This is a genomic window from Ferrovibrio sp., assembly GCF_046297595.1.
Classification (GTDB): Bacteria; Pseudomonadota; Alphaproteobacteria; order Ferrovibrionales; family Ferrovibrionaceae; genus Ferrovibrio.
Map to the genome: position 1 here is coordinate 38,239 of NZ_JBKBHT010000002.1, position 22,927 is coordinate 61,165.

21 protein-coding genes are annotated in these 22,927 nt (G+C 63.8%); 11 read left to right on the plus strand and 10 right to left on the minus strand.

Features of this window, described 5'->3' with window-relative positions; all coding sequences use genetic code 11:
- Positions 1 to 58: 58 nt before the first annotated feature.
- Positions 59 to 844, plus strand: coding sequence for a glutathione S-transferase family protein (locus ACK4FJ_RS05860; RefSeq protein WP_409764916.1), 786 nt, complete (start codon positions 59 to 61; stop codon positions 842 to 844).
- 1 nt (position 845) lies between these two features.
- Here the strand turns inward: ACK4FJ_RS05860 and ACK4FJ_RS05865 are convergent, their stop codons facing one another.
- Positions 846 to 1,463, minus strand: coding sequence for a DUF938 domain-containing protein (locus ACK4FJ_RS05865; RefSeq protein WP_409764917.1), 618 nt, complete (start codon positions 1,461 to 1,463; stop codon positions 846 to 848).
- Between the two features lie 262 nt (positions 1,464 to 1,725).
- On the opposite strand from ACK4FJ_RS05865, the gene ACK4FJ_RS05870 reads away from it, so the two are divergent.
- The gene (locus ACK4FJ_RS05870; RefSeq protein WP_409764918.1) at positions 1,726 to 2,028 is read left to right on the plus strand and encodes a hypothetical protein; all 303 of its coding nucleotides are present in this window, start codon (positions 1,726 to 1,728) and stop codon (positions 2,026 to 2,028) included.
- 11 nt (positions 2,029 to 2,039) lie between these two features.
- On the opposite strand, the gene ACK4FJ_RS05875 is transcribed toward ACK4FJ_RS05870, so the two are convergent.
- Positions 2,040 to 2,576: an N-acetyltransferase family protein gene (locus ACK4FJ_RS05875; RefSeq protein WP_409764919.1), complete on the minus strand. Its 537-nt coding sequence runs from the start codon at positions 2,574 to 2,576 to the stop codon at positions 2,040 to 2,042.
- Positions 2,577 to 3,049: 473 nt separating this feature from the next.
- Here ACK4FJ_RS05875 and ACK4FJ_RS05880 point away from each other — a divergent pair, with 473 nt between their 5' ends.
- The 6 genes from ACK4FJ_RS05880 (at position 3,050) to ACK4FJ_RS05905 (ending at position 7,589) form a co-directional block, all read left to right on the plus strand.
- Positions 3,050 to 3,964, plus strand: coding sequence for an ABC transporter ATP-binding protein (locus tag ACK4FJ_RS05880; protein ID WP_409764920.1), 915 nt, complete (start codon positions 3,050 to 3,052; stop codon positions 3,962 to 3,964).
- A complete protein-coding gene (locus ACK4FJ_RS05885; protein WP_409764921.1) occupies positions 3,961 to 4,764 on the plus strand; it encodes an ABC transporter permease in 804 nt (267 codons plus the stop codon). The genes ACK4FJ_RS05880 and ACK4FJ_RS05885 overlap by 4 nt, the downstream gene beginning before the upstream one ends.
- Before the next feature lie 25 nt (positions 4,765 to 4,789).
- Positions 4,790 to 5,809: an ABC transporter substrate-binding protein gene (locus ACK4FJ_RS05890; RefSeq protein ID WP_409764922.1), complete on the plus strand. Its 1,020-nt coding sequence runs from the start codon at positions 4,790 to 4,792 to the stop codon at positions 5,807 to 5,809.
- Between the two features lie 164 nt (positions 5,810 to 5,973).
- Complete coding sequence (locus tag ACK4FJ_RS05895) at positions 5,974 to 6,558, plus strand: PAS domain-containing protein (RefSeq protein ID WP_409764923.1); 585 nt, start codon at positions 5,974 to 5,976, stop codon at positions 6,556 to 6,558.
- Between the two features lie 27 nt (positions 6,559 to 6,585).
- Positions 6,586 to 7,173, plus strand: coding sequence for a PAS domain-containing protein (locus ACK4FJ_RS05900; RefSeq protein WP_409764924.1), 588 nt, complete (start codon positions 6,586 to 6,588; stop codon positions 7,171 to 7,173).
- 68 nt (positions 7,174 to 7,241) lie between these two features.
- Positions 7,242 to 7,589 carry a hypothetical protein gene (locus ACK4FJ_RS05905; RefSeq protein ID WP_409764925.1) on the plus strand — a complete coding sequence of 116 codons (348 nt, stop codon included), beginning with the start codon at positions 7,242 to 7,244 and terminating at the stop codon, positions 7,587 to 7,589.
- Between the two features lie 6 nt (positions 7,590 to 7,595).
- Here the strand turns inward: ACK4FJ_RS05905 and ACK4FJ_RS05910 are convergent, their stop codons facing one another.
- Both ACK4FJ_RS05910 and ACK4FJ_RS05915 read right to left on the minus strand, forming a co-directional pair.
- Positions 7,596 to 7,949 carry a peptidoglycan-binding domain-containing protein gene (locus ACK4FJ_RS05910; protein WP_409764926.1) on the minus strand — a complete coding sequence of 118 codons (354 nt, stop codon included), beginning with the start codon at positions 7,947 to 7,949 and terminating at the stop codon, positions 7,596 to 7,598.
- 262 nt (positions 7,950 to 8,211) lie between these two features.
- A complete protein-coding gene (locus ACK4FJ_RS05915) occupies positions 8,212 to 10,020 on the minus strand; it encodes an ABC-F family ATP-binding cassette domain-containing protein (RefSeq protein WP_409764927.1) in 1,809 nt (602 codons plus the stop codon).
- A 270-nt stretch (positions 10,021 to 10,290) separates the two neighbouring features.
- Between ACK4FJ_RS05915 and ACK4FJ_RS05920 the strand changes: the two genes are divergently transcribed.
- Both ACK4FJ_RS05920 and ACK4FJ_RS05925 read left to right on the plus strand, forming a co-directional pair.
- Complete coding sequence (locus tag ACK4FJ_RS05920; RefSeq protein WP_409764928.1) at positions 10,291 to 12,180, plus strand: methyl-accepting chemotaxis protein; 1,890 nt, start codon at positions 10,291 to 10,293, stop codon at positions 12,178 to 12,180.
- A 109-nt stretch (positions 12,181 to 12,289) separates the two neighbouring features.
- Positions 12,290 to 12,679 carry an MAPEG family protein gene (locus ACK4FJ_RS05925; RefSeq protein ID WP_409764929.1) on the plus strand — a complete coding sequence of 130 codons (390 nt, stop codon included), beginning with the start codon at positions 12,290 to 12,292 and terminating at the stop codon, positions 12,677 to 12,679.
- 11 nt (positions 12,680 to 12,690) lie between these two features.
- On the opposite strand, the gene ACK4FJ_RS05930 is transcribed toward ACK4FJ_RS05925, so the two are convergent.
- The 5 genes from ACK4FJ_RS05930 to ACK4FJ_RS05950 all read right to left on the minus strand — a co-directional run bounded on the left by ACK4FJ_RS05930 (position 12,691) and on the right by ACK4FJ_RS05950 (position 21,002).
- Positions 12,691 to 12,987, minus strand: a complete 297-nt coding sequence (locus tag ACK4FJ_RS05930) for a hypothetical protein (protein ID WP_409764930.1) — start codon at positions 12,985 to 12,987, stop codon at positions 12,691 to 12,693.
- A gap of 124 nt (positions 12,988 to 13,111) precedes the next feature.
- Entirely contained in the window at positions 13,112 to 17,656 is a 4,545-nt protein-coding gene (gltB, locus tag ACK4FJ_RS05935; RefSeq protein WP_409764931.1) for a glutamate synthase large subunit, read from the minus strand.
- Positions 17,657 to 17,666: 10 nt separating this feature from the next.
- Entirely contained in the window at positions 17,667 to 18,092 is a 426-nt protein-coding gene (locus tag ACK4FJ_RS05940) for a hypothetical protein (RefSeq protein WP_409764932.1), read from the minus strand.
- A 5-nt stretch (positions 18,093 to 18,097) separates the two neighbouring features.
- Positions 18,098 to 19,543, minus strand: a complete 1,446-nt coding sequence (locus ACK4FJ_RS05945; protein WP_409764933.1) for an NAD(P)-dependent oxidoreductase — start codon at positions 19,541 to 19,543, stop codon at positions 18,098 to 18,100.
- 262 nt (positions 19,544 to 19,805) lie between these two features.
- Complete coding sequence (locus ACK4FJ_RS05950) at positions 19,806 to 21,002, minus strand: acyltransferase family protein (RefSeq protein WP_409764934.1); 1,197 nt, start codon at positions 21,000 to 21,002, stop codon at positions 19,806 to 19,808.
- Between the two features lie 108 nt (positions 21,003 to 21,110).
- On the opposite strand from ACK4FJ_RS05950, the gene ACK4FJ_RS05955 reads away from it, so the two are divergent.
- On the plus strand, positions 21,111 to 21,998 hold the full coding sequence (locus tag ACK4FJ_RS05955) for a LytTR family DNA-binding domain-containing protein (protein ID WP_409764935.1): 888 nt from the start codon (positions 21,111 to 21,113) through the stop codon (positions 21,996 to 21,998).
- Positions 21,999 to 22,005: 7 nt separating this feature from the next.
- Here ACK4FJ_RS05955 and ACK4FJ_RS05960 read toward each other — a convergent pair whose 3' ends face one another.
- Positions 22,006 to 22,878: a LysR substrate-binding domain-containing protein gene (locus tag ACK4FJ_RS05960; protein WP_409764936.1), complete on the minus strand. Its 873-nt coding sequence runs from the start codon at positions 22,876 to 22,878 to the stop codon at positions 22,006 to 22,008.
- Positions 22,879 to 22,927: the final 49 nt, after the last annotated feature.

Consider the following 22,927-nt stretch of genomic DNA (forward strand, 5'->3'; position numbering starts at 1 on the left):
CGTTGCCGGCTTTTCCCTGGCAACGCCGCCATTGCCTCCTCATTCCCCGGAGCCGACCATGAACTATCTGCCGCCTGCCGCCCGCCAGCCGATCCGCCTGCATGGCGGCGGCCCCGCCTTTGGCCTGCCCGAGGTGAGCCCCTATACGATGAAGACCGAGGTGCAGCTTCAGCTCGCCGGCCTGCCCTATATCCATGTGCGCGCCCAGCCCATCGACTCGCCCAAGGGCCAGCTGCCTTTCATCATCGACGGCGATGTTACGGTGGCCGATTCCACCTTCATCCGCAGCTATATCGAACAGAAATACGGCCTCGACCTCGATGCCTGCCTGTCGACCGAACAACGCGCGGTGGCCTGGGCGATGGAACGCATGGCCGAGAACCAGCTTGGCTGGGTGATGACCTATTTCCGCTATGCCGACGACGCGAGTTTCGAAAACGGCCCGGCGCGCTGGTATGACGCCGTGCCCGAGCCGCAGCGCACAGAGTTGCGCCGCGCCCTGCGCGAAAAGGTGATGGCCAACCTGTTCGCTGTGGGCATCACGCGCCACAGCCACGACGAAATCGTGCTACTGGGCGCGCGTTCGCTGCGCTCGCTTTCGGTGCTGCTGGGCGGCAAGACCTATCTGTTCGGCGAGCGCGCCACCGGCACTGATGCCATCGTGTTCGCCCAACTCGCCAATATCCTCTCGCCGTATTTCGACAATGCCCTGCGCCGCCGCGCCGAAGGGTTTCACAATCTGGTCGATTATGTCGAGCGCATGATGGAGCGGTTTTATCCGCGCTTCGCCTGGCGCGCCGGCCAGAAGGCCCAGCCTGAAACAACCACACCGCAGGCGGCGTGAATCAACCGCGACGGAAGACCACCGTAAGATTGTTGGCCGGCATCGGCACAACATCCATCCGCGTGAAGCCATGGCGTGCGGCCAGCGGCGCGACCTCTGAGTCGAGGCAGCGCACGCCCCAGTCCGGATCGCGCGCCCTCAGGCTGTCGTCGAAGGCGGCATTGGACGGCGCGGTATGCAGACCGTTGCGCTTGAACGGACCGTAGAGGATGAGTGGCGCATCCGGATCACGCAGCAGACGCGCCGCGCCAGCCATCAGTCCTTCGGCTGCCATCCAGGGCGCGATATGGATCATGTTGCAGCAGAGCAGCGCATCGGCCTTTGCAACCGGCCATTCCGCCGCCGTCACGTCAAGGCGCAACGCCGGCCGGATGTTGGTGGCGCCGCTGTCGGCCGCATGGGCATCGATGGAGGGCAGGGCCTCGGCCTCATAATCACTCGGCTGCCAGACCAGAGGCGCAAGAAGCGGCGCCATGAAGGCGGCATGCTCGCCGCTGCCGCTGGCGATTTCCAGCAGCAGGCCTTCTTTTGGCAATATATCCCGCAGCACGGCCAGGATGGCCTCGCGGTTGCGCAGGGTGGCCGGCGCATGGCGGCGCGGATCGGTGGTCTGGTTCATGGCTGCCATCGTAACCGGGATCACAGGGCTGCGGCAAAGCGCCCCGCCGGCTGCGAAGCCCGGTTGACGGCGGCGCGAACCGGCGCTTAGACTGCCCGCCATGACCGCGACCTACCGCTATTGGCAGTATTTTACCTCCTCCCATACGGGCGGCGCGCAGGTCATTGTCTGAACCATTGCAGCCGCCGAGGTCGGCGGCTTGCAACATCACAGAAGGTCTCCGGCCCGGTGGCTCAGAACCCGGCCCTCAAGGAGACCTCTCATGCAAACCCCCGCCTCTGATCTAACCAAGTCCGAATCTGCCGAGTCCGGCCTGCCGCCTGACCTGAACCTGCCTGAGGTCGCGCTGCAGAAATCGCACCTGGCCGAAGGCGTGTCGCTGGCCGAACTGCTGGTGCTGACTGGCCTGGCGGTGAACCGCGACGCCGCGCGCAAACTGATCACCCTGGGCGAAACCAGCATCGACGACCGCCCCATCGACAACGCCATGGAACGCGTGCGGCTGTCTGACGGCGCCATCCGCATCGCCGCCGGCGCCGCCCAGGTGCTGCTGCGCGCGGTGTGAGATTCAGGCCATCAAGGCCGGTTTATCTGGAACGCCGTCTTGCCGCGACTGAAGCCGCTGTGCTCGTAGAAGCGCAAGGTGGCTTCGTCGCTGCGGCCGGTCATCAGCATTACCTTGTAGCAATCCTGCCGCCAGGCGGCAGAAATCGCGGCCTTCAATACGGTGCGGCCGAAACCACGGCTGCGAAAGCCGGCATCCGTCACCACATTTTCGATCAGGCCATAGGGCCGTGCGCCGCGTGTGAGATTGGGCACCACAATCAAAGTGCAGGTCGCCGCCGGGCGCCCATCGGCCTCGGCAACAAAGACCGTCAGCCCCGGCTGGCCCAGCATGGCATCAAACGCCTGCTTCGCTCGGTCCAGATCAATTGGTGGATCACCGGCATGAAGCTGGCGATACAGATCCAGCAGAGCAGACAGGTCGGCGCGCCGGGCTTGGCGTATCGGCGGGGCAGAGGGATCGGGCACGTATTGCATCTCGCGTCTTGGAACCCCGGATTTACCTCTGATGCCGGCATCTGAATATCGGCATCTTGCCAAATCTGCCAAATGTACTATTTTTGTTCTTAATGCCGCCCCACCCGGCAGAGCAATCGAGAGTGAGATTGCATAATTCCGTATGTCGGTTCCGGCGCCCCCGCCGGGGCCGGCATACGGGTTTTGCTCCGTAAACGGCGAATTTTAGGCAGGGTGGCGGGAAACTGATCCCCGCAACCACGTCAAAAAGCCCCTTTGGCTGCCATAAACGGCCCTGGGGCGCGTTATGCGACGATAAACGGCGATACGCCAACGGACCCGAACGAACCCGAATGGGCCGAAACCGACCTGAATGAGCCTGAAATCGACCGGAACGGACCCGGGCGGACCCGAGCGGATGTCCGCTCCGCACGCGGCCGGCTAACGCCGCCCTCAGACTATGCGTCGTCTGACTTTGCGCCCCTTTACTCGACAGGCGACCGCTGGCTAGTCTGCGCCTTCCGCTTTTCATAGGCGCAACAACGATTTTGGGAAGGAAACCGGCCTTGTCCGTTCAGGCCATGCCCTCGAGTCAGTCCTCTGCAGGCCAGTCGTCATCCGTCGCGGGCCCGCCCGCCGCCTTCGCGCGGCCCAATCCCGCCGCCCAGGCGGTGCGCTTCGCCGGGCTGGACATCACCTTCCAGCTGCAGACCGGCGGCACCCATCGCGCCGTGGCCGGCATCGACCTGTCGGTGGCGCCCCATGAATTCGTCGCCATCGTCGGCCCCACCGGCTGCGGCAAGTCCACCCTGCTGAATGCCGCCGCCGGCCTGCTGAAACCCTCGGCCGGCAGCGTCGAGATTTTGGGCGCGCCGCTGGTGGGCCTGAATGCCAGGGCCGGCTACCTGTTCCAGGCCGATGCGCTGATGCCGTGGAAGACCGCGATCGACAACGTGGCCGTGGCGCTGGAGCCGCAAGGTGTGAACCGCGCGGAAGCGCTGGACCGCGCCCGGGCCTGGCTGGCCCGCGTGGGCCTGAAAAGCTTCACCGACCGGTATCCACACATGCTGTCCGGCGGGCAGCGCAAGCGCGTGGCGCTGGCGCAGATGCTGATCCGCGATCCGCAGATCCTGCTGATGGACGAACCCTTCGGCCCGCTGGATGCGCAGACGCGGCAGATCATGGGCAACCTGCTGCTGTCGCTGTGGTCCGCCAGCGACGAGGCCGGCGACCGCAAGGCCGTGCTGTTCGTCACCCACGACCTGGAAGAGGCCATCGCGCTGGCCGACCGCGTGATCGTGATGTCGGCCGGGCCGGCGGCCGGCATCGTCGGCGACTTCCGCGTCGAGCTGCCGCGACCGCGCGACATCGCCGAAATCCGCACCGAACCCGCCTTCCACCAGATCCACAATGCGATCTGGGCCAGCTTGCGCGTGGAAGTACAGAAGACCTACGAGATGAGCGAGGAAGCCCAATCATGAAGGCGCCGATGAATCGCGGCAAGCTGCTCGTGCTGCAGGTGCTGGTGGGCCTGGGCTTCCTGGTACTGTGGCATCTGCTCACCACCGTGCCGGTGATCGACGGCAAGCCGCTGATGCCACCCTTCTTCTTCTCCACGCCGCTGGATGTGCTGGCGCGCACGGCCAAGGATTTCGCCGGCACCGAGATCTGGCGCCATCTGGGTATCACCCTGCTGGAGACCGTGCTGGCCTTTGCCATCGGCGCGCTGGGCGGCATCGTGGTGGGTTTCGCTTTCGCGCGGCGCGAGCTGCTGGCGGCGATCTTCGATCCCTATGTGAAGGCGGCCAATGCCCTGCCGCGCGTGGTGCTGGCGCCGATCTTCGCGTTGTGGTTCGGCCTTGGCATCTGGTCGAAGGTGGCGCTGGGCTTCACGCTGGTTTTCTTCATCGTGTTCTTCAACGTCTACCAGGGCATCAAGGAAGTCAGCCCCACCGTGCTGGCCAATGCGCGCATGCTGGGCATGAACGAACGCCAGCTGCTGCGCCATGTCTACTGGCCAGCGGCGCTGACCTGGATGTTCTCATCCCTGCACACCTCCGTGGGCTTCGCGCTGGTGGGCGCCGTGGTGGGCGAGTATCTCGGTTCGGCCGGCGGCCTGGGCTACAAGATTCACGAGGCGGAAAGCGTGTTCGACGTCACCGGCGTGTTTTCCGGCATGCTGATCCTGGCGATCTTCGTGATCGTGATCGACACCGCGGTGACCATGATCGAGAACCGGCTGCTGGTCTGGCGGCCCGATACGGCGGCGAAGACCGTCTGACTTTTTCAAAAACGGAGGAAACGACATGAAGATCAAGATGCTTCTGGCCGCTGCCGCCGCCGTCATGCTGACGGCTGCCGCAGTCCCGGGGACTGCTCTGGCCGCGCCGGAAAAGGCCAAGCTGACGCTGGGCGTCGGCGGCAAGCCGCTGCTGTATTACCTGCCGCTCACCATCGCCGAGCAGAAAGGCTATTTCAAAGCGGAAGGCCTGGATGTCGAAATCAACGATTTCGGCGGCGGCGCGAAGTCGCTGCAAGCCCTGGTCGGCGGCAGCGTGGATGCCGTCACCGGCGCCTATGAGCACACCATCCGCATGCAGCAGAAGGGCCAGGACATCCGCGCGGTGATCGAGCTGGGCCGCTTTCCCGGCATCGTGCTGGCGGTGAAGAAGGAACATCAGGGCAAGGTGAAAACCGCCGCCGACCTGAAGGGCATGAAGATCGGCGTCACCGCGCCGGGCTCGTCCACCAACTTCTTCGTCAACTACCTGATCGCCAAGTCCGGCGGCAATTACAAGGACAGCGCCTTCATCGGCGTGGGCGCCGGCGCCGGTTCGGTGGCGGCGATGCAGAAGGGCGAGATCGACGCGATCTCGAATCTCGATCCGGTGATCTCCAAGCTGGAGATGGACAAGACCGTGTTCATCCTGGCCGACTCGCGCACGGAAGCCGGCACCAAGGCGATCTTCGGCGGCTCGAACCCGGCGGCCGTTCTCTACCTGAAAAACGAGTTCATCGAGAAGAACCCGCAGACCACCCAGGCGCTGGTCAATGCCTTCCACAAGGCGCTGGTCTGGCTCAACACCGCCAAGCCGGAAGACGTGGCCGCAACCGTTCCCGAGGCCTATTACCTTGGCGACAAGCCGCTCTACATCACGGCCGTGAAGAACTCGCTGGAGACCTATTCGCGCACCGGCCTGATTCCGGAAAGCGGCATGAAGAGCGCCTTCAACATGCTGGCGCAGTTCGACGAGGAACTCGCGAAATCCAATGTCAACCTGAACAAGACCTTCGTCGACAAGTTCGTGAAGGCCGTGAAGAAGTAGAAGCTTCAGCCTATACAGCCTGCAAGCGTGCGGCCGGGGTTAACGCCCCGGCCGTTTTTATTTGCGCTGTTTTTATTTGCGCCATTTTTATTTGCGATTGCCGGATGCCGGGACGCGCCTATACTGGTCTCGGGGTGGGCGTTATCCACACGCCGGGGGATGCCATGGGGGATTTCCTTACGCGTCTGCCGGGGCCGCTCTCGGCTCCGAGCCGTCGCTTCTTCGCGGTCTGGAACCGATGGCGGCGCGGCACTGCCCTGCCCGATTATCGCGCGGCCGACCTAGCTGATCTGGGCGAATTGGCGCGCACCTGTCTGATGCTGGAAATCCGCAGCCGCGACAACATGCCGATTGTGATGGCCGGCCCCGGCATCGCCGAAAGGATCGGCTTCGATCCCACCGGCGGCGATTATCTGGACATGACCACACCGGAGAACCGCGCCATGCGCGCCGAACTGGTGCTGGAGCAGATCCTGCAGCCTTGCGGCGCCATGCTGTATTACTGGCTGCGTTATCCCGATGAGACCATACTTCCGGTGGAAGTGGTCGGCGCGCCGCTCTGCCGCAACGGCGCCAGCATTCCCGATCTGATGCTGGGCTGCGTGACGCCGCTGGCCCGGGTTGCCGCCGATGGCGTCGCCGACCCGGATTCCTATATGATCGCCGACGGCATGCGCTTCATCGATCTCGGCTTCGGCATTCCGGCCGCCAATCCGAATGTGCCGCGCAGGCTGCAGCATACCCATTAAGGCAGCATAGTCTTTGAGTGAGTCGCGATGATCGGTTTCCTGGATGCTTTACCCGCGCCGCTGTCGCAGCGGGCCAAGGATTTCTTCGCCCTGTGGGACGAATGCCGGCATGGCCGCAAACTGCCGCAGCGCAGCGACATCGCACCCGAGGTTCTCGGCAATTTCCTGGAGACCTGCGTGCTGCTGGAACTGCGCGGCCATGACGATATCCGCGTCGTGCTGACCGGCAACACCGTGAATGCCCATCTGGGCTACGACCTGACCGGTTTCAACTACCTCGACCTCACCAGCGCAGAAAACCGCTCTTGGCGCGCGCATCTCACCATCGCCCAGGCGGCCCAGCCCTGCGGCGTGGTGATCTATTACTGGCTGCGTTTCGCCGACGGCTCGGTGCTGCCGGTGGAATTCTGCGGCGCGCCGCTGACCGAGGACGGCACAGACAAGGCCAGCCTGATCCTGTGCTGCGCCACCGGCTTGGCCAAGACCGACATGCGCGGCCAGCCGATGGACCCGGATTCCTACGAGGAAGGCGACGGCATGCGCTTCATCGATCTGGGTTACGGCGTGCCGCCGCTGGTGCCGAGCCAGCGCCAGGCCGCACGGCCGGTGCAGTGAAAACTGGCGCTAAATCACCGACTGCGCCCGCAGGCGTCGGCCCGCATGAATTACGCGAACTTGAACTGATGCTGGCTGGCGAAAAGCCGGCGGCCATGTTCGCGGAATCCATTCAGTTTCGCGAACTCGTCCCCGAGGATGACTTCGCGCCTCATGTGGCGGCCGGCCGTATCGTGAAGCGCGAATATTTTTGGGACGATCAGGAATCGGGCCATCACTTCGTCGAGATTTATTATGCATTGCCCGGTGAGGAATGGCGTATCGATGCTCTGCATGACCTGAACCTTGCGGCGCGAACCAAGCAACGACCGTGGACGAATGAAGACGAATTCGCCATCGGCCGACTGCTTGGCTATAGCGACGACGACATCCATGCATTCCTGAAATGGACCGGTCGTCTCAGCAATTCCGAATAGCGGCCCTTATCTCAGGCCTTTCTGCCAGCATTGAAAGCATACTGTAGGTGAATAAACCCCGCCATGAGGCCCTTGGCAGTGCCTGCACCACATTGTAGGCGACTTGGCGGCAAAGTTTTCCAGCATATGCCGCTCGGTTTCCCCATCTGGCAGCATTATGCCGTCTACTTTTAAGTCGTTTTCCTTCTGATACTGCTTGATGGCATCTAACAAGAACTGGTCAGGATACGGCGTCACGCCGTAAGGCGGCGCGCTGAAATAGCCATTATTCTTGAGATTGTTTTTGACGGTCCAGATGTCATCCGGATCTGTTTCTCGGTCGGCACCAATTGCTGATTTGAGACGATAGTCTTGCGTCATAGAAACCTCCGCGCACGACGCCGCTCGCCACAATGGGGATCATGGCGGGTCGGAGACGACGTTCCTTTTGGAGGGACGCTGCTATGTTGTCCGTAAGGTTATCGGGCTGATTAGCCGGCCTTCGGGCAAAGCGGTTCCATACGGGTCAGCGACGGAACGAATGCTAATCCGAGCATCGGCGCATAGTTATCCCGGCCGGGGCTAGGCACCTAAGCGGACTTAATATATGTTCTTTATTTGTTCTTATCAAGGCCGTTTCTTCCTAGCCTTCCAGTTCCTCGCGCAGCATTTCCAGCTCCAGCCACTGGTCTTCCGCTGCAGCCAAGTCTGCCGTGGCCTTTTCCAGCCCCGCGCTGGCGGCCTGGAATTTCGCCGGGTCGCGACTGAAAAGCTGTGGATCGTTCAGCGCGGATTGATGTTTGGCGATTTCTGCCTGCAGGTCGGCCATGCGCTTGGGCAGGGTTTCCAGCGCATGCTTTTCCTTGAAGCTTAGCTTGCGCTTGGGCGCCGCGCGCGATGCTGACGATGCGGATTTCTCTTCCGCCTCGGCTTTTTTCTGCGCCGGTGCAGCCTTTGCCGTCACGCCGGAGCCGCGCTGGGCCACCATGTCGGAATAGCCGCCGGCATAGAGCTGCCAGCGGCCCTGGCCCTCGGATGCCAGAACGGAGGTGCACACGCGGTCGAGGAAATCGCGGTCGTGGCTGACCAGCAGCACGGTGCCCGGATAATCGCTGAGCATTTCCTGCAAGAGATCGAGCGTTTCCAGGTCGAGATCGTTGGTCGGCTCGTCGAGCACCAACACGTTGGACGGCTTGCTGAGCGCGCGCGCCAGCATCAGCCGGCCGCGTTCGCCACCCGACAGCACACGCAAAGGCGTGCGGGCCTGTTCCGGCGTGAACAGGAAATCCTTCATGTAGCTCATCACATGGCGCGGCTGGCCGTTGATGGTGACCTTGTCGCTGCCGCCGGCCAGCGCATATTGCAGCGTCATTTCCGGATCGAGCGCATCGCGCTTCTGGTCCAGCGCCACCAGTTCCAGGTTCATGCCCAGTCGCACGCTGCCCATGTCCGGCTTCAGCTTGCCGGTGAGGATATTGAGCAATGTTGTCTTGCCGGCGCCGTTCGGCCCGATGATGCCGAGCCGGTCGCCGCGCTGGATTTTCAGAGACACATCCTGCAGCACGGTCTGATCGCCCCAGGCTTTGGAAATGCCCTTCGCCTCGACGATCAGCTTCGACGAGGTTTCGGCTTCCGACACCGTGAGCGTGACATTGCCGGCCACCTTGCGCTGTTCGCGGCGATCCTTGTGCAGATCCTGCAGCGCGCGCATGCGGCCCATGTTGCGCTTGCGCCGGCCCGATACACCGTGGCGCACCCAGTCGAGTTCGGCGACGATCTTGCGATCCAGCTTGTGGCGTTCGGTCTCTTCCTGCTCGAGCAGCGCATCGCGCCAGTCTTCGAAAGCGGCGAATCCCTGGTCCAGGCGCCGCGTGGCACCGCGGTCGAGCCAGATGGTGGCGCGGGTGAGATTGGAGAGGAAACGCCGGTCGTGGCTGATCAGCACCAGCGCCGAGCGGATGCGCTTCAGTTCGGATTCCAGCCATTCGATGGCGGGCAGGTCGAGATGATTGGTCGGTTCGTCCAGCAGCAGGATGTCGGGCTCGGGCGCCAGCACGCGGGCGAGCGCCGCACGGCGCGCCTCGCCGCCCGACAGCGTCTTCGGATCTTCCGCGCCGGTAAGGCCCAGCGCTTCGAGCAAAGTGCGGGCGCGATGGGCGTCATCGCCCGGCATCAGGCCGTCGAGCACATAGGACAGCGTATCGGCAAAACCGGACAGATCGGGTTCCTGCGGCAGGTAGCGCATGGTGGTGCCGCTCTGCACCACGCGGTCGCCGCTTTCCGGCTGCACCATGCCGGCCGCCACCTTCATCAGCGTGGACTTGCCCGAACCGTTACGCCCGACCAGGCAGAGCCGGTCGCCGTCCTGCACCGATAGTTCGGCGCCATCCAGCAGGGGCTGGCCGCCGAAGGTGAGGTGGATGTCGCGCAGGATCAGAAGCGGGGGGGCCATGGCAGTCCTTCAATCAGGTCAGGGTGATAGCAACCCCCAACGGCAGCGGGAAGGGACCGGGCGGCCCGAACGGGAGCAACCGGGCAAAACGCAGCGACTCGATATTTTATCAGTACACGTATTAATTATGTGAAGATTTACATTTTCTATCAGGGGTTACTGGAAAATAACTGATGCCTTACGGTGCCGTAATCTAAAACACACCCCGTTACCCCCCGCTCCGAAAACCATGCCTTTTCAGCGATATCCCCAGAAGGAGGGGGTAATGACATGAAGAATTTGCGTCTGGCGCCCCGCTTCTGGATCATTCTCGGCATCAGCGTTGTCGGCCTCATCCTGGTCGGCGCATTGGGCCTTTCGCGCCTGCACGATGTGCTGCTTGAAGACCGCATGATCAAGACCCGCAACCTGGCCGAGGTGGCGCATGGCGTGATCGTGCGTTACCACGCCCGTGCCCAGGCCGGCGAACTGAGCGAGGCCGATGCCAAGCGGCTGGCGCTGGCCGACCTGGAGACCCTGCGTTACGACGAAAAGGAATATTTCTGGGTCAACGACATGGCTCCGGTGATGGTGATGCATCCCTTCGCCAAGCAGCTGGTCGGCAAGGACCTGAGCGAAAACAAGGATCCGAACGGCAAACGGCTGTTCGTCGAATTCGTCAACGTGGTGAAGAAGAGCGGCGCCGGTTATGTCGATTATCTCTGGCCCAAGCCCGGTCTGGATCATCCCGTGCCGAAGATTTCCTATGTGAAGGGCTTTGCGCCCTGGGGCTGGATCGTCGGCACCGGCATCTATATCGATGACATCGACGCGATATTCCGCCAGCAGCTCATCGCCAATGGCGGCATCATTGCCGTTGTCATCCTGCTTCTGGCCGGCCTGAGCTGGGTGATGGTGCGCAGCGTCAGCATTCCGCTGAAAGCCCTGACCGATACGCTGGGCCGCCTGGCCAAGCGCGACTGGCAGGCCGAGGTAGATGGCCAGGACCGCGGCGACGAAGTGGGCGACATCGCCCGTGCCGTCAGCGTGCTGAAGGAAAACGGCATGGCGGCCGATCGCCTGCAGACCGAAATCGAAACCGAACGCACGCGCAACGAGGAAGCGCGCGTCGCCCAGGAAGCAGCGCTCGACCGCGCCATCGGCCAGGTCGTGACATCGGCCTCGGCCGGCGAACTGGACCGGCGCATCGACACCGCGACGCTGGCCGGCGTGACCGCCAAGATCGGCAGCCAGATGAACAGCATGCTGGATACGCTGAGCGATGCCATCGCCAATGTGCAGACCACCGTGGCCGGCCTGGCCAAGGGCGACCTGCGCAGCCGTATGCAGGGCCAGTATCAGGGCGTGTTTGCCAGCCTGCAATCCGATCTGAACGGCATGGCCGACACGCTGACCGGCGTGGTGCGCAATATCGCCCAGGCGGTGGATGCGCAGAGCAGCGCGGCAGCCGAAATCTCGGCCGGCAGTCAGGACCTGGCCAGCCGCACCGAGCAGCAGGCGGCAGCGCTTGAGGAAACCGCCGCCTCGATGCACGAGGTGACCACCACGGTGAAGCAGAACGCGGATAACGCCCAGGCTGCCAATCAGCTGGCCATCGCTGCGCGCGACACCGCCGAAAAGGGCGGCAGCGTGGTGGGCGATGCCGTACAGGCGGTGACCCAGATCGAAACCAGCGCGCAGAAAATCGCCGATATCGTGTCGCTGATCGACGAGATCGCCTTCCAGACCAACCTGCTGGCCCTGAATGCGAGCGTGGAGGCGGCGCGGGCAGGCGAAGCCGGCAAGGGCTTCGCCGTCGTGGCGCAGGAAGTGCGTGCGCTGGCGCAGCGCAGCGCCAATGCCAGCAAGGACATCAAGGCGCTGATCACGGAATCGAACGCCCAGGTGAAGACCGGCGCGGCCCTGGTGAACCGCACCGGACAGTCGCTCACCGATATCGTCACGGCGATCAAGAAGGTGAGCGACATCGTGGCCGAGATCGCTGCCGCTTCGCGCGAACAGGCCACCGGCCTGGACGAGGTGAACACGGCGGTGGGCAACATGGACGAGATGACCCAGCGCAACGGCGCGCTGGTGGAACAGACCTCGGCCTCGGCGCAGTCGCTTTCGGCCCAGGCGCGCGAATTGTCGCAGCTGGTCGCGTTCTTCCGCACCAACTGACCGGTTCAGCCGGGGGCCTGACACTGGCCAAACCCGGCGCTCTGAGCGATGATTCAGCGGCATCCGTCCCATCATGGGGTGGGTGCCGCCATCGTTTGGGAGACCTGCCATGACCACCGACATGATGATGCTGATCGCCAGCGCCGTGCTCTGCCTGCTGCTGGCCTTCCCCTACACGCTGGGATTCATCTTCAGCCGGGGCCTGTTCGTGGTGGCCGGCAACCGTGAGGATTTCCCGGCCGGCCATGGCTGGATCGGCCGTGCTCACCGCGCCCATCTCAACATGGTGGAAAACCTGGTGCCCTTCGCGGCCCTGGTACTGGCGGCAGCGGTGATGAACACGGCCGACGCCTGGACTGCGCTGGGTGCCCAGGTCTTTTTCTACAGCCGCGTGGTGCATGCCGTGGTCTATACCATCGGCGTGCCCTGGCTGCGCACCCTGGCCTATGTCGGCGGCCTCGCCGGCACGGCCATGGTGCTGTACGGCATCGTCACCTGAGCCGCTCAGGACTAACCCGGATTGACCTTGCAGGTCTGGCCCACGGTGATGGTGGCCTTCTGCGGCGCCACTGACTGGCGGCAGCGCAGGCGGCGCGCGGCGGTGTCGTAGATTTCCACCACGATGCCGTCGGATTTGCGTGGGACATAGCAGTCGCGCTGGCCCGAGCGGATTTCCTTCACATAGACCGGCATGGGCGGCCCGCCGGCCTGCACGACGATGCTGCCATCGGTGTCGTTCACCACGCAAAAGGCGAAGGCGGGCGAGGCGAAGAGGCTGCCGAGAAGGGTGAGGGCGAGCAGGCGCATGGCCTGACAATAGCCGGAAGTGGTTTATGAAACAAAAACGCCGCCGGACATTACATCCGGCGGCGTTTCCGCTTCCCTGGAACCCGGCCGATTGGGGCAGGCCGGAACCAGAAGCCCGTATTACTTACGCGCGCTTTTCCGCGGCGGCCGCCGGCGCATCCGACAGCGGATGCTCCAGCCGCGAAACCATCTCCTTCGGGCAGACCTGCCAGAGCTTGGCCTTCACCGCATCCCAGTCGGCGAACAGGTTGGAGGCATAGACCGACTGGGTCTCGCGGATATGCTCGTCGATCATGCCGCGCAGCACGCCCTCCCAGTAGCTGGAGGCCAGCCGCTGATAGACCACACTCTCGTCGTTGATGGCAATCGGCAGCACGTCCTCGGGGTCGTAGACGAAGGCCATGCCGCCGGTCATGCCGGCGGCGAAGTTGTCGCCCACGCTGCCCAGGATCACGACGCTGCCGCCGGTCATATATTCGCAGCCGTTGGAGCCGCAGCCCTCGATCACCGCGATGGCGCCCGAGTTGCGCACGGCGAAGCGTTCGCCCGCCTGGCCGGCGGCGAACATCTTGCCGCCGGTGGCGCCGTACAGCACCGTGTTGCCGATGATGGTGTTCTCGTTGGTCTTGGCCACCAGAGGCGAAGACGGCGAGGGCCGCACCACGATCATGCCGCCCGAGAGGCCCTTGCCGACATAGTCGTTGGCATCGCCAAAGACTTCCAGCTTGAGGCCCTGTACGGCGAAGGCGCCGAGCGACTGACCGGCAGAACCGGTGAGACGCACGGTGATATGGCCGGGCTTGAGCCCCGTCATGCCGAACTTGCGCACCAGATGCGACGACAGGCGCGTGCCGATGGCGCGGTGCGTGTTGCGGATGTTGTAGGCGAGCTGCATCTTCTCGCCGTGGCTGAACACCGGCGCCGCATCGCCCAGCATCTGGGCGTCCAGCGTATCCGGCACCTCGTTGCGGCCTTCCAGCGTGCAATGGCGCGCGTAATCGCCGGCATCGGCCTGGGCCAGGATCGGGTTGAGGTCGAGGTCGTCGAGATGCGCGCCGCCGCGGCTGACCTGGGTGAGCAGGTCGGTGCGGCCGATGATCTCGTTCAGCGACTTCACGCCCAGAGCGGCGAGGATTTCGCGCACTTCCTCGGCGATGAAGCTGAACAGGTTGACCACCTTCTCTGGCGTGCCGGTGAACTTCTTACGCAGAGCGTCATTCTGCGTGCAGATGCCGACCGGGCAGGTATTCGAATGGCACTGGCGCACCATGATGCAGCCCATCGCCACCAGGGCCGCCGTGCCGATGCCGTATTCCTCGGCGCCCAGCATGGCGGCGATGACGATGTCGCGGCCCGACTTCAGACCACCATCGGTGCGCAGCTTCACCCGATGCCGCAGCTTGTTCAGCGTCAGCACCTGGTTGACTTCACTGAGGCCCATTTCCCACGGCGTGCCGGCATACTTCACTGACGTCTGCGGCGAAGCACCCGTGCCGCCGACATGGCCGGAAACCAGGATCACGTCGGCCTTGGCCTTGGCGACGCCGGCGGCAATCGTGCCGATGCCGGCTTCCGAAACCAGCTTCACGCAGACCTGGGCATCCGGGTTGATCTGCTTCAGGTCGTAGATCAGCTGCGCCAGATCCTCGATCGAATAGATGTCGTGATGCGGCGGCGGCGAGATCAGCATCACGCCGGGCGTCGAATGGCGGCGCCGGGCGATCAGCTCGGTGACCTTGAAGCCGGGCAGCTGGCCGCCCTCGCCGGGCTTGGCGCCCTGGGCGACCTTGATCTCCAGTTCGCGGCAGTTGTTGAGATATTCCGCCGTCACGCCGAAGCGGCCGGAGGCCACCTGCTTGATCGCCGAATTGGCGTTGTCGCCATTGGGGCGCGGCTTGAAATTCTCCGGTGCCTCGCCGCCTTCGCCGGAATCCGACTTGGCGCCGATGCGGTTCATCGCGATGGTCAGCGTCTCATGCGCCTCGGGGCCGAGCGCGCCGAGCGACATGCCGGGCGTGATGAAGCGCTTGCGGATCTCCGTCACGCTTTCCACCTGCTCGATGGGCAGCGGCGTGGCGGCCGGCTTGATCTCCAGCAGGTCGCGCACCGAGATCGGCGGCAGGTCGCGCAGGCCGGCAGTATACTTCTTGAACAGGGCGTAGTTTTCCGTGCCCACCGCCGTCTGCATCATGTGAATCAGGTTGGCTTCCCAGGCATGGGCCTCGCCGCCGCGGCGATACTTGTAGATGCCGCCCACGGGCAAAGCCGTCACATCCGAACGGAAGGCGCGTTCGTGGAGAGCTAGAACCTTCTTCTGGATACCGATCAGGCCGATGCCGGAGATGCGCGAGGGCATGCCGGGGAACAGGTCGGCCACCAGCGAACGGCTCAAACCCAACGCCTCGAAATTGTAGCCGCCGCGATAGGAGCTGATCACCGAGATGCCCATCTTGGACATGATCTTGAGCAGGCCGCCATCGACGGCTTCCTTGAAGCGGTTGACGGCTTCCTCGGCCGTCAGCTTGCCGAGCAGGCCGCGATTGACGCGGTCGACCAGGCCGGCTTCGGCCAGGTAGGCGTTCACCGTGGTGGCGCCCACGCCGATCAGCACGGCGAAGTAATGCACGTCCAGGCATTCGCCCGAGCGCACGGTCAAGGACGTGAAGGTGCGCAGGCCCTGACGCACCAGATGGCTGTGCACGGCGCCCGTGGCCAGGATCATCGGCATGGCCGCGCGCTGCGCATTCACGCCCTCGTCGGTCAGCACGATATGGGCGGCGCCGCCGCGCACGGCATTCTCGGCCTCGGCCCGCACACGCCGGATGGCGTCGCGCAAGGCACCCTCACCGCCATCGACCGGGAAGGTGCAGTCGATCTTGGCCGTGGTCTTTTCGGCATATTTCAGCACGCGGGCGAGGTCGGCATTCGACAGCACCGGGCTTTCCAGCAGCAGGATGGCGACCTGCTTGGCATCCTCGTCCAGCACGTTGGTGAGGTTGCCCATGCGGGTGCGCAGGCTCATCACCCGCTTCTCGCGCAGGCTGTCGATCGGCGGATTGGTGACCTGGCTGAACTGCTGGCGGAAGAAATGGTGCAGGCCGCGATACTGCTCCGACAACACGGCAATCGGCGTGTCGTCGCCCATCGAGCCGACCGCTTCCTTGGCGTCTTCGGCCATCGGATGCAGGATCAGCTCCATGTCTTCCAGTGTCAGGCCGAAATTGAGCTGGAAGCGGCGCAGCTCGTCCTTCGAGAAGGCCTTCGCCACCGCCGGCGCGTCCTTGATCTTGTCGAGGGTGACGATGTTCTTCACCCACTCGCCATAGGGATGCTCGCCGGCCAGTTTGTCCTTGATCTCGCGGTCGAGATACATGCGGCCCTTCTTCAGGTCCACCGCGATCATCTCGCCCGGGCCGACGCGACCCTTTCGGATCACCTTGTGCTCGGGCACCGCGACCATGCCGGTCTCGGAGCCGACGATCAGCAGGTTGTCGGTGGTCATGGTGTAACGCACCGGGCGCAGGCCGTTGCGGTCCAGTCCGGCGATGGCCCAGCGGCCATCGGTGGCGCAGATCGCCGCCGGGCCGTCCCAGGGCTCCATGATCGAATTGCAATAGGCGTAGAGGTCGCGGTGCGACTGCGGCATCAGCGGCTTGTTGGAGGCCGATTCCGGGATCAGCAGCGTCTTCACCATCGGCGCGGCGCGGCCGGCGCGCACCAGCACCTCGAACACCGCATCCAGCGCGGCGGAGTCGGACGAGCCCGACTGCACGATCGGCTTGATGTCGTCGGAAAGATCGCCGAAGGCGTCCGACGTCATCTTGATCTCGTGGCTCTTCATCCAGTTGACGTTGCCGCGCAGGGTGTTGATTTCGCCGTTATGGGCGAGCATGCGGAAGGGCTGCGCCAGTTTCCAGGTCGGAAACGTGTTGGTGGAATAGCGCTGGTGATAGATGGCGAAGGTGCTGACGAAGCGCTCGTCCTGCAGGTCGGGATAGAAATAGTCGATCTGCTCGGCCAGGAACATGCCCTTGTAGATCACGCTGCGGCAGGAGAGCGAGCAGATGTAGAACTCGCTGATATGCGCGGCGAGCACCTGCTTCTCGATGCGGCGGCGGATCAGGAACAGGTCGCGCTCGAAGGCGTTGTCGTCCTTGGCCAGGCGGTTCTCGATCAGAACCTGTTCGATTTCGGGCCGCGTGGCATTGGCCTTCTCGCCGATGATGGTGGCATCCACCGGCACCTGGCGCCAGCCATAGATGCCATAGCCGAAGTCGAGGATCGCAGTCTCGACGATGGTGCGGCAGGTTTCCTGCGCGGCCAGATCGGTCTTGGGCAGGAACACCATGCCAAGGCCCAGCTTGCCCTCGCCCGGCTCGAAGCCCGAGCGGCGCACATGCTCGCGGAAGAAATCCTGCGGAATCTGCACATGGATGCCGGCGCCGTCGCCGGTCTTGCCATCGGCGTCCACCGCGCCGCGATGCCACAAGGCCTTCAGCGCCTGGATGCCGGCCGCCACCACGCGGCGATGCGGCGCGCCATCCAGCGAGGCGATCAAGCCGACGCCGCAGGCGTCATGCTCCTCTTCCGGCCGGTACATGCCGGTTTCGGCCAGATGCTTGGCGGCGTCCTGCCACTGCTCGACGTAGGTGTTCTTGATGTCGGTCATGATTGATCTCCTAGCGCAGCAGCGGAGCGATATTGTCTAAATCTGATTGCAGGGTAAAACCACGCAGTCGCCAGCCGCTTTTGTCGCGTACAAAGCGCCACTCGACATACACGTCCTGTTCATCGAAGCCGACATACGAAACAATAAATCTCACAGCGTTGCCAAAATCCTGGTCCCTCAGAATAGCATTCACATTGCCATTCCCGAATCCTTGAATGGCATTCGTGAAAGGCCGGAACGCGTTCACAAATGTCGCTGCATTTTTTTGCGGATTGTAAGCCGCCTTCTCAAAGGCCTTCTCAAATGCAGCTACATCCTTTGCCAGGAATAATGCGTTTGTCTCCATGACCCACTGCCTAGGCTCTACCTGCGCCAGTGCCTGCCCGGCAGCAAGGAATACAGAAACGGCCAGCAGTAGCTTGAGCAGCACCCGCATGACCCTCACTCCGCCGCCGCAGCCGCCGGCTGCGCCTTGGCCTGGATATACTGGTGGATGGCATCGGCCGCATCGCGGCCGTCGCGGATCGCCCAGACCACGAGGCTGGCGCCGCGCACGATGTCGCCGGCGGCAAACACGCCGGGCATGGAGGTCATCTTGCTGCGCGCCGAGATCTTCACGGTGCCCCAGCGGGTGGTTTCCAGATGCGGCGCCTTGAATTGCTGCGGCAGTTCTTCCGGATCGAAGCCCAAAGCCTTGATCACCAGATCGGCCGGCTGGTCGAAATCGGCGCCCTCGATCTCCACCGGCATCTGGCGGCCGGAAGCATCGGCAGGGCCGAGCTTCATGCGGCCGGCATGCACGGCGGTGACCTTGCCCTCGCCGCGGAAGCTCTTGGGCAGCGACAGCCAGACGAATTCGACGCCCTCTTCCTCGGCGTTCTTCACTTCGCGCATCGAGCCCGGCATGTTGGCCTTGTCGCGGCGATAGAGGCAATGCACAGCGGTCGCGCCCTGGCGGATGGCGGTGCGCACGCAATCCATCGCGGTGTCGCCGCCGCCGATCACGACAACCTTCTTGCCCTGGGCATTAAGCTGGCCGTTCTCGAATTCCGGCACCGTGTCGCCCAGACCATGCCTGTTGGAGGCGGTGAGATAGGTCATCGCCGGCACGATATTCTGCAGGCCCGAACCGGGCGCCTGGATGTCGCGCGCCTTGTAGACGCCGGTAGCAATCAGCACGGCATCGTGCTTCTTGCGCAGCTCGTCCAGCGTGGCGTCGCGGCCGACCTCGAAATTCATGTGGAACTGCACGCCGGCCTCGGCCAGCAGCTTGGAGCGCCGCTCGACGACATCCTTCTCCAGCTTGAAATTCGGGATGCCGTAGATCAGCAGGCCGCCGGGGCGGTCGTAACGGTCGTAGACATGCACGGCGTAGCCCAGCCGGCGCAGCTTGTCGGCAGCAGCCAGGCCTGCCGGACCCGCACCGACGATGCCGATGCTCTGCGGCCGTTCGGCATGGACCGGCTTGGGCGCCTTCACCCAGCCCGAGGCCCAGGCGGTTTCGGTGATGTATTTCTCGATGGCGCCGATGGTGACGGTGCCATGGCCCGACTGCTCGATCACGCAGTTGCCTTCGCACAGACGGTCCTGCGGGCAGATGCGGCCGCAGACCTCGGGGAAGGTGTTGGTGGCCTGGCTCAGCTCATAGGCTTCTTCCAGTCGGCCTTCCGCCGTCATGCGCAGCCAGTCGGGGATGTTGTTGTGCAGGGGGCAATGCACCTGACAGAAGGGCACACCGCATTGCGAGCAGCGCGAAGCCTGTTCGCCCGCCTTCTGGGCGGCGAATTCCCGGTAGATCTCGTCGAAATCCTTGGCGCGATCCGCCGCCATGCGCTTTTCCGGCATGGCCTGGGCGGTCTGCACGAATTTCAGCATCCTCTCGGCCATGGCGCTTCCTCGACTCACATCCCCGGGGGCGGGTAACAGGTAACAGGGACACCCCGGGCGGCAGGCGCAATGACTGAAGACGCAAAGAACCAATCGCTGGGGCGGAGGGCAACATTTATTGCCTGCCGCCGCCAGGATCAAGCAAAAAATGGACGATAGGTCACGTTTGTTGACCTTTTTATGGAGTCGGGACCGGTTTTATAGGTCTGCGAACGGCTCTCAGTCGTTTTTGCCTCACAAATAGGACCGAAATGATACTAAATTACGAATAAGATATTGATCTGGCTGGCATGGTCTGGGATTGGTCCGGCTTCAACCCAAACCACGGCCTGAGCCATCCAACCCGCCGGACCACTTCGTAACCACCCCAGCAGGCCAGAATGGTGGCCAGAATCAGGATCGCCCCCTCGGCCCAGGCCGGCAGACCCAGCCCCGTCAGGTGGTGGCCGGCCACCACGATCACCGTCTGATGCAGGATATAAAAGGGGAAGACGGCCTCGGTGAGATAGCGCCGGGCGGGGTGATCGAAGCTGAGAAACCGCCGCGCGAAGCCCAGCAGCATGAGGATCCAGGCCCAGAGGTCGAAGGCCCAGACCACGCCCCGCCAGGGAGTGAGTGCCGGGCTGCCTTCCAGCATGAACCAGACCAGCCCGCCGTAACAGCCCACGGCCAGACCCAGCGCCACCCAGCGCAGTCGTTCGATCGCCGCCCAGACGGATTCAGCCTTGGCGATGCCGTAGCCGAACAGGAACAGCGGCAGGTAGACCGCATGCAGGTACCAGTCATCGACCAGCGCATGGGTCTCGCCAAATAACGGCCGCAGCCACAGGCGCATGGCGGCGATGAACAGCGGCGGCGCAAGCAGCAGCACGGCACCGCGCAGATGCGGCAGCAGCCCGCCCACGATGCGGCGCAAGGGATCGGACAGCAGCAGCGGTCGCAGCGCGATGACGATCATGCTGTAGGCCCACAGATAGGCCACGAACCACAAGTGATTCCAGGTCGGCACGATCAGCGGTTTGCCGCCGGGCTGCCAGCCATCGTGGAAGGCGATATATTTCACATAGAAGACAAACCAGCCGTCTTGAAACCCCAGTTTCTCCACGATCTCGTAATAGGTCTGCGGCGGCACGATCACCAGCATGCCGAAGACCAGCGGCAGCAGCAGGCGGAGACTGCGGCTTTTCAGCATTGCCGCGCGATCAAGCCGGTCGGCCATGAAGCGTGTGGCGCAGCCGGCGATCAGGAACTGCAGCGCCAGCCGCCATGGGCTGGTCAGCAGCATCAGCGGTTGCAAAACCGGGCTGGCATGAGTGCTTTTCACATGCCAGTCCCACGAGACGAAAAACATGCCGATATGGTAAAGGATCAGCAGCCCGAAGGCGCCGATGCGCAGCCAGTCGAGGTCGTAGCGGCGCGTGTGCAAGGATGCGGTTTCCTGGCCTGAAGACATGGTCATCAACAACTCCAGCAGCATTGAACTGCCGATCGATGTGCCAGACGGCCCCGGTCCTGCAAACGGCAACGGGGCGGATGGACGGCTGGCTGCCATGAGTGGTGGAACGCCATGACCGCACCGGTGACGAATGGCGGGCCAGATGGGATGAATGGCGGGCTGGATGCGACGCCGGAAATCCGCGCTTTCCGCTTTCCGGCCTGGATGTGGGTGGCCTATGCGGCCATCCTGCTCACCGTGGCCGCCCTGGTCGGCTCGTCCTACTGGATCGAGGCCGGCCGCGTCGGGCTCGATATCCCGCTATGGCATATCGTCGTCAATGAGCTGACCAGCATCGTGATCGTCTTTGCCGTCACGCCAGCAGTATTCACCTGGACGGCCCGGCTGGACCCGCGCCGCATCGGCTGGCCGCGCGTGCTGCTGGGCCATGGCGCCGGCATGATCGCTTTTGGCGTGGCGCATATCGGCGGCATGACGGTTTTGCGGCTGGCGCTCTATCCGCTGTTCGGCGGCTCATACGAGCTGGGCGACGACCCGCTGGTGACCGGCCTGGTCTATGAAGGCCGCAAGGATGCGCTGGCCTATATCGCCATGGCTGTCGGCGCCTGGCTGCTGGCCATGGCCATGCGCAAGCCGGTGACGATTGTCGAACAGGTGGCGCCAACAAGTCTGCCGGCGACACGCCGGCTGGAGATTCGCGATGGCGCACGCCGCGTCTGGCTCGATCCGGCCGAGATCCTGTGGGCGGAAGCGGCCGGCAATTATGTCGAGCTGCATCTGGCCGGACGCAGCTGGCTGCAGCGGCAAACACTCGCGGCGCTGGAAGAAGAGCTGGCGGATCAGGGTTTCGTGCGCATCCATCGCTCGCGGCTGGTCAACCGCCATCGCGTGCGCGACATCATCAGCAACGACAGCGGCGATTTCACCGTGACGCTGGACGATGGCCGGCAGATCGCCGGCGGCCGGCGCTGGCGCGATACGTTGCTGCAGAGCGGTTGAATCACGATTACTGCGTGCCGTGTTCCAGTTCGCGGATGATGTAATCGCGCAGCCGTTCGGCGGGCGCGGAAAGCTGCGACGCGGCAATCAGCGCGATCTCGGTATCAGCCAGCGTGGGCAAACCCAGTATGTCGTCGTTGAGTACCGTCAGATCGGCCGGCACCATGGCCTTGGGCAGCACGGTGAGGCCCAGGCCGGCGCGCACAGCGGCATGGTTGCCCGTCAGCGAACCGCAGGTATAGGCGATGCGCCATGAGCGGCCTTCTGAATCGAGGGCATCGGTGGCGCGCTTGCGGTAGACGCAGGGGCGCGGCGAGACGACCAGCGGCAGGGGATCGTTTGTTTCCGCCACCGCGCGGCTGGCGGCGACCCAAACCAGCGGCTCGCGCCAGACACGCATGCCGCCCAGATGCCCCATCGGCTCGCGCTTCACCAGTGCCAGATCGAGACCGCCGGCGTTGAAGCGTTCAAGCAGTTCCAGCGTCAGCTCGCAGGTCACTTCCAGCGCCACCTTCGGGTGGCTGCGGGAAAACCGCGCGAGCACATTGGGCAGATGGCTGGTGGCGAAATCCTCCGGCGCGCCAAGCCGCACGAGGCCGGAGAGTTCGGGTTCGCGCAGGCGCGCGACCAGTTCATCATTCAGGCTGAGAATCCGGCGGGCATGATCGAGGATCAGTTCGCCTTCGCTGGTCAGCACCACCCGGCGCGGATTGCGGTCGAGCAGACGCACGCCCAGGCGTTCCTCCAGCCGCTTGATCTGCAGCGATACGGCCGACTGGCCGCGCAACAGCCGTTCGGCCGCCTGCGAAAAGCCCCCGCATTCGACGACGGCGACAAAGGCACGCAGCAAGTCCGGATCGATATGGGCGGGCACGGTCATGGGGTGGCCTATATATTGATATTCTCAATATTTATTCTTTTTACTATCA

What these genes read in the sequence shown, in the direction of transcription:
- ACK4FJ_RS05910 (WP_409764926.1), bottom strand. Translation starts at nt 7,949, where the DNA reads ATGACGCAAGACTATCGTCTCAAATCAGCAATTGGTGCCGACCGAGAA.
- gltB (WP_409764931.1), bottom strand. Translation starts at nt 17,656, where the DNA reads ATGACCGACATCAAGAACACCTACGTCGAGCAGTGGCAGGACGCCGCC.
- ACK4FJ_RS05900 (WP_409764924.1), top strand. Translation starts at nt 6,586, where the DNA reads ATGATCGGTTTCCTGGATGCTTTACCCGCGCCGCTGTCGCAGCGGGCC.
- ACK4FJ_RS05955 (WP_409764935.1), top strand. Translation starts at nt 21,111, where the DNA reads ATGACCGCACCGGTGACGAATGGCGGGCCAGATGGGATGAATGGCGGG.
- ACK4FJ_RS05925 (WP_409764929.1), top strand. Translation starts at nt 12,290, where the DNA reads ATGACCACCGACATGATGATGCTGATCGCCAGCGCCGTGCTCTGCCTG.
- ACK4FJ_RS05885 (WP_409764921.1), top strand. Translation starts at nt 3,961, where the DNA reads ATGAAGGCGCCGATGAATCGCGGCAAGCTGCTCGTGCTGCAGGTGCTG.
- ACK4FJ_RS05960 (WP_409764936.1), bottom strand. Translation starts at nt 22,878, where the DNA reads ATGACCGTGCCCGCCCATATCGATCCGGACTTGCTGCGTGCCTTTGTC.
- ACK4FJ_RS05870 (WP_409764918.1), top strand. Translation starts at nt 1,726, where the DNA reads ATGCAAACCCCCGCCTCTGATCTAACCAAGTCCGAATCTGCCGAGTCC.
- ACK4FJ_RS05890 (WP_409764922.1), top strand. Translation starts at nt 4,790, where the DNA reads ATGAAGATCAAGATGCTTCTGGCCGCTGCCGCCGCCGTCATGCTGACG.
- ACK4FJ_RS05915 (WP_409764927.1), bottom strand. Translation starts at nt 10,020, where the DNA reads ATGGCCCCCCCGCTTCTGATCCTGCGCGACATCCACCTCACCTTCGGC.
- ACK4FJ_RS05940 (WP_409764932.1), bottom strand. Translation starts at nt 18,092, where the DNA reads ATGCGGGTGCTGCTCAAGCTACTGCTGGCCGTTTCTGTATTCCTTGCT.
- ACK4FJ_RS05865 (WP_409764917.1), bottom strand. Translation starts at nt 1,463, where the DNA reads ATGAACCAGACCACCGATCCGCGCCGCCATGCGCCGGCCACCCTGCGC.
- ACK4FJ_RS05920 (WP_409764928.1), top strand. Translation starts at nt 10,291, where the DNA reads ATGAAGAATTTGCGTCTGGCGCCCCGCTTCTGGATCATTCTCGGCATC.
- ACK4FJ_RS05930 (WP_409764930.1), bottom strand. Translation starts at nt 12,987, where the DNA reads ATGCGCCTGCTCGCCCTCACCCTTCTCGGCAGCCTCTTCGCCTCGCCC.
- ACK4FJ_RS05945 (WP_409764933.1), bottom strand. Translation starts at nt 19,543, where the DNA reads ATGGCCGAGAGGATGCTGAAATTCGTGCAGACCGCCCAGGCCATGCCG.
- ACK4FJ_RS05895 (WP_409764923.1), top strand. Translation starts at nt 5,974, where the DNA reads ATGGGGGATTTCCTTACGCGTCTGCCGGGGCCGCTCTCGGCTCCGAGC.
- ACK4FJ_RS05950 (WP_409764934.1), bottom strand. Translation starts at nt 21,002, where the DNA reads ATGACCATGTCTTCAGGCCAGGAAACCGCATCCTTGCACACGCGCCGC.
- ACK4FJ_RS05905 (WP_409764925.1), top strand. Translation starts at nt 7,242, where the DNA reads ATGCTGGCTGGCGAAAAGCCGGCGGCCATGTTCGCGGAATCCATTCAG.
- ACK4FJ_RS05860 (WP_409764916.1), top strand. Translation starts at nt 59, where the DNA reads ATGAACTATCTGCCGCCTGCCGCCCGCCAGCCGATCCGCCTGCATGGC.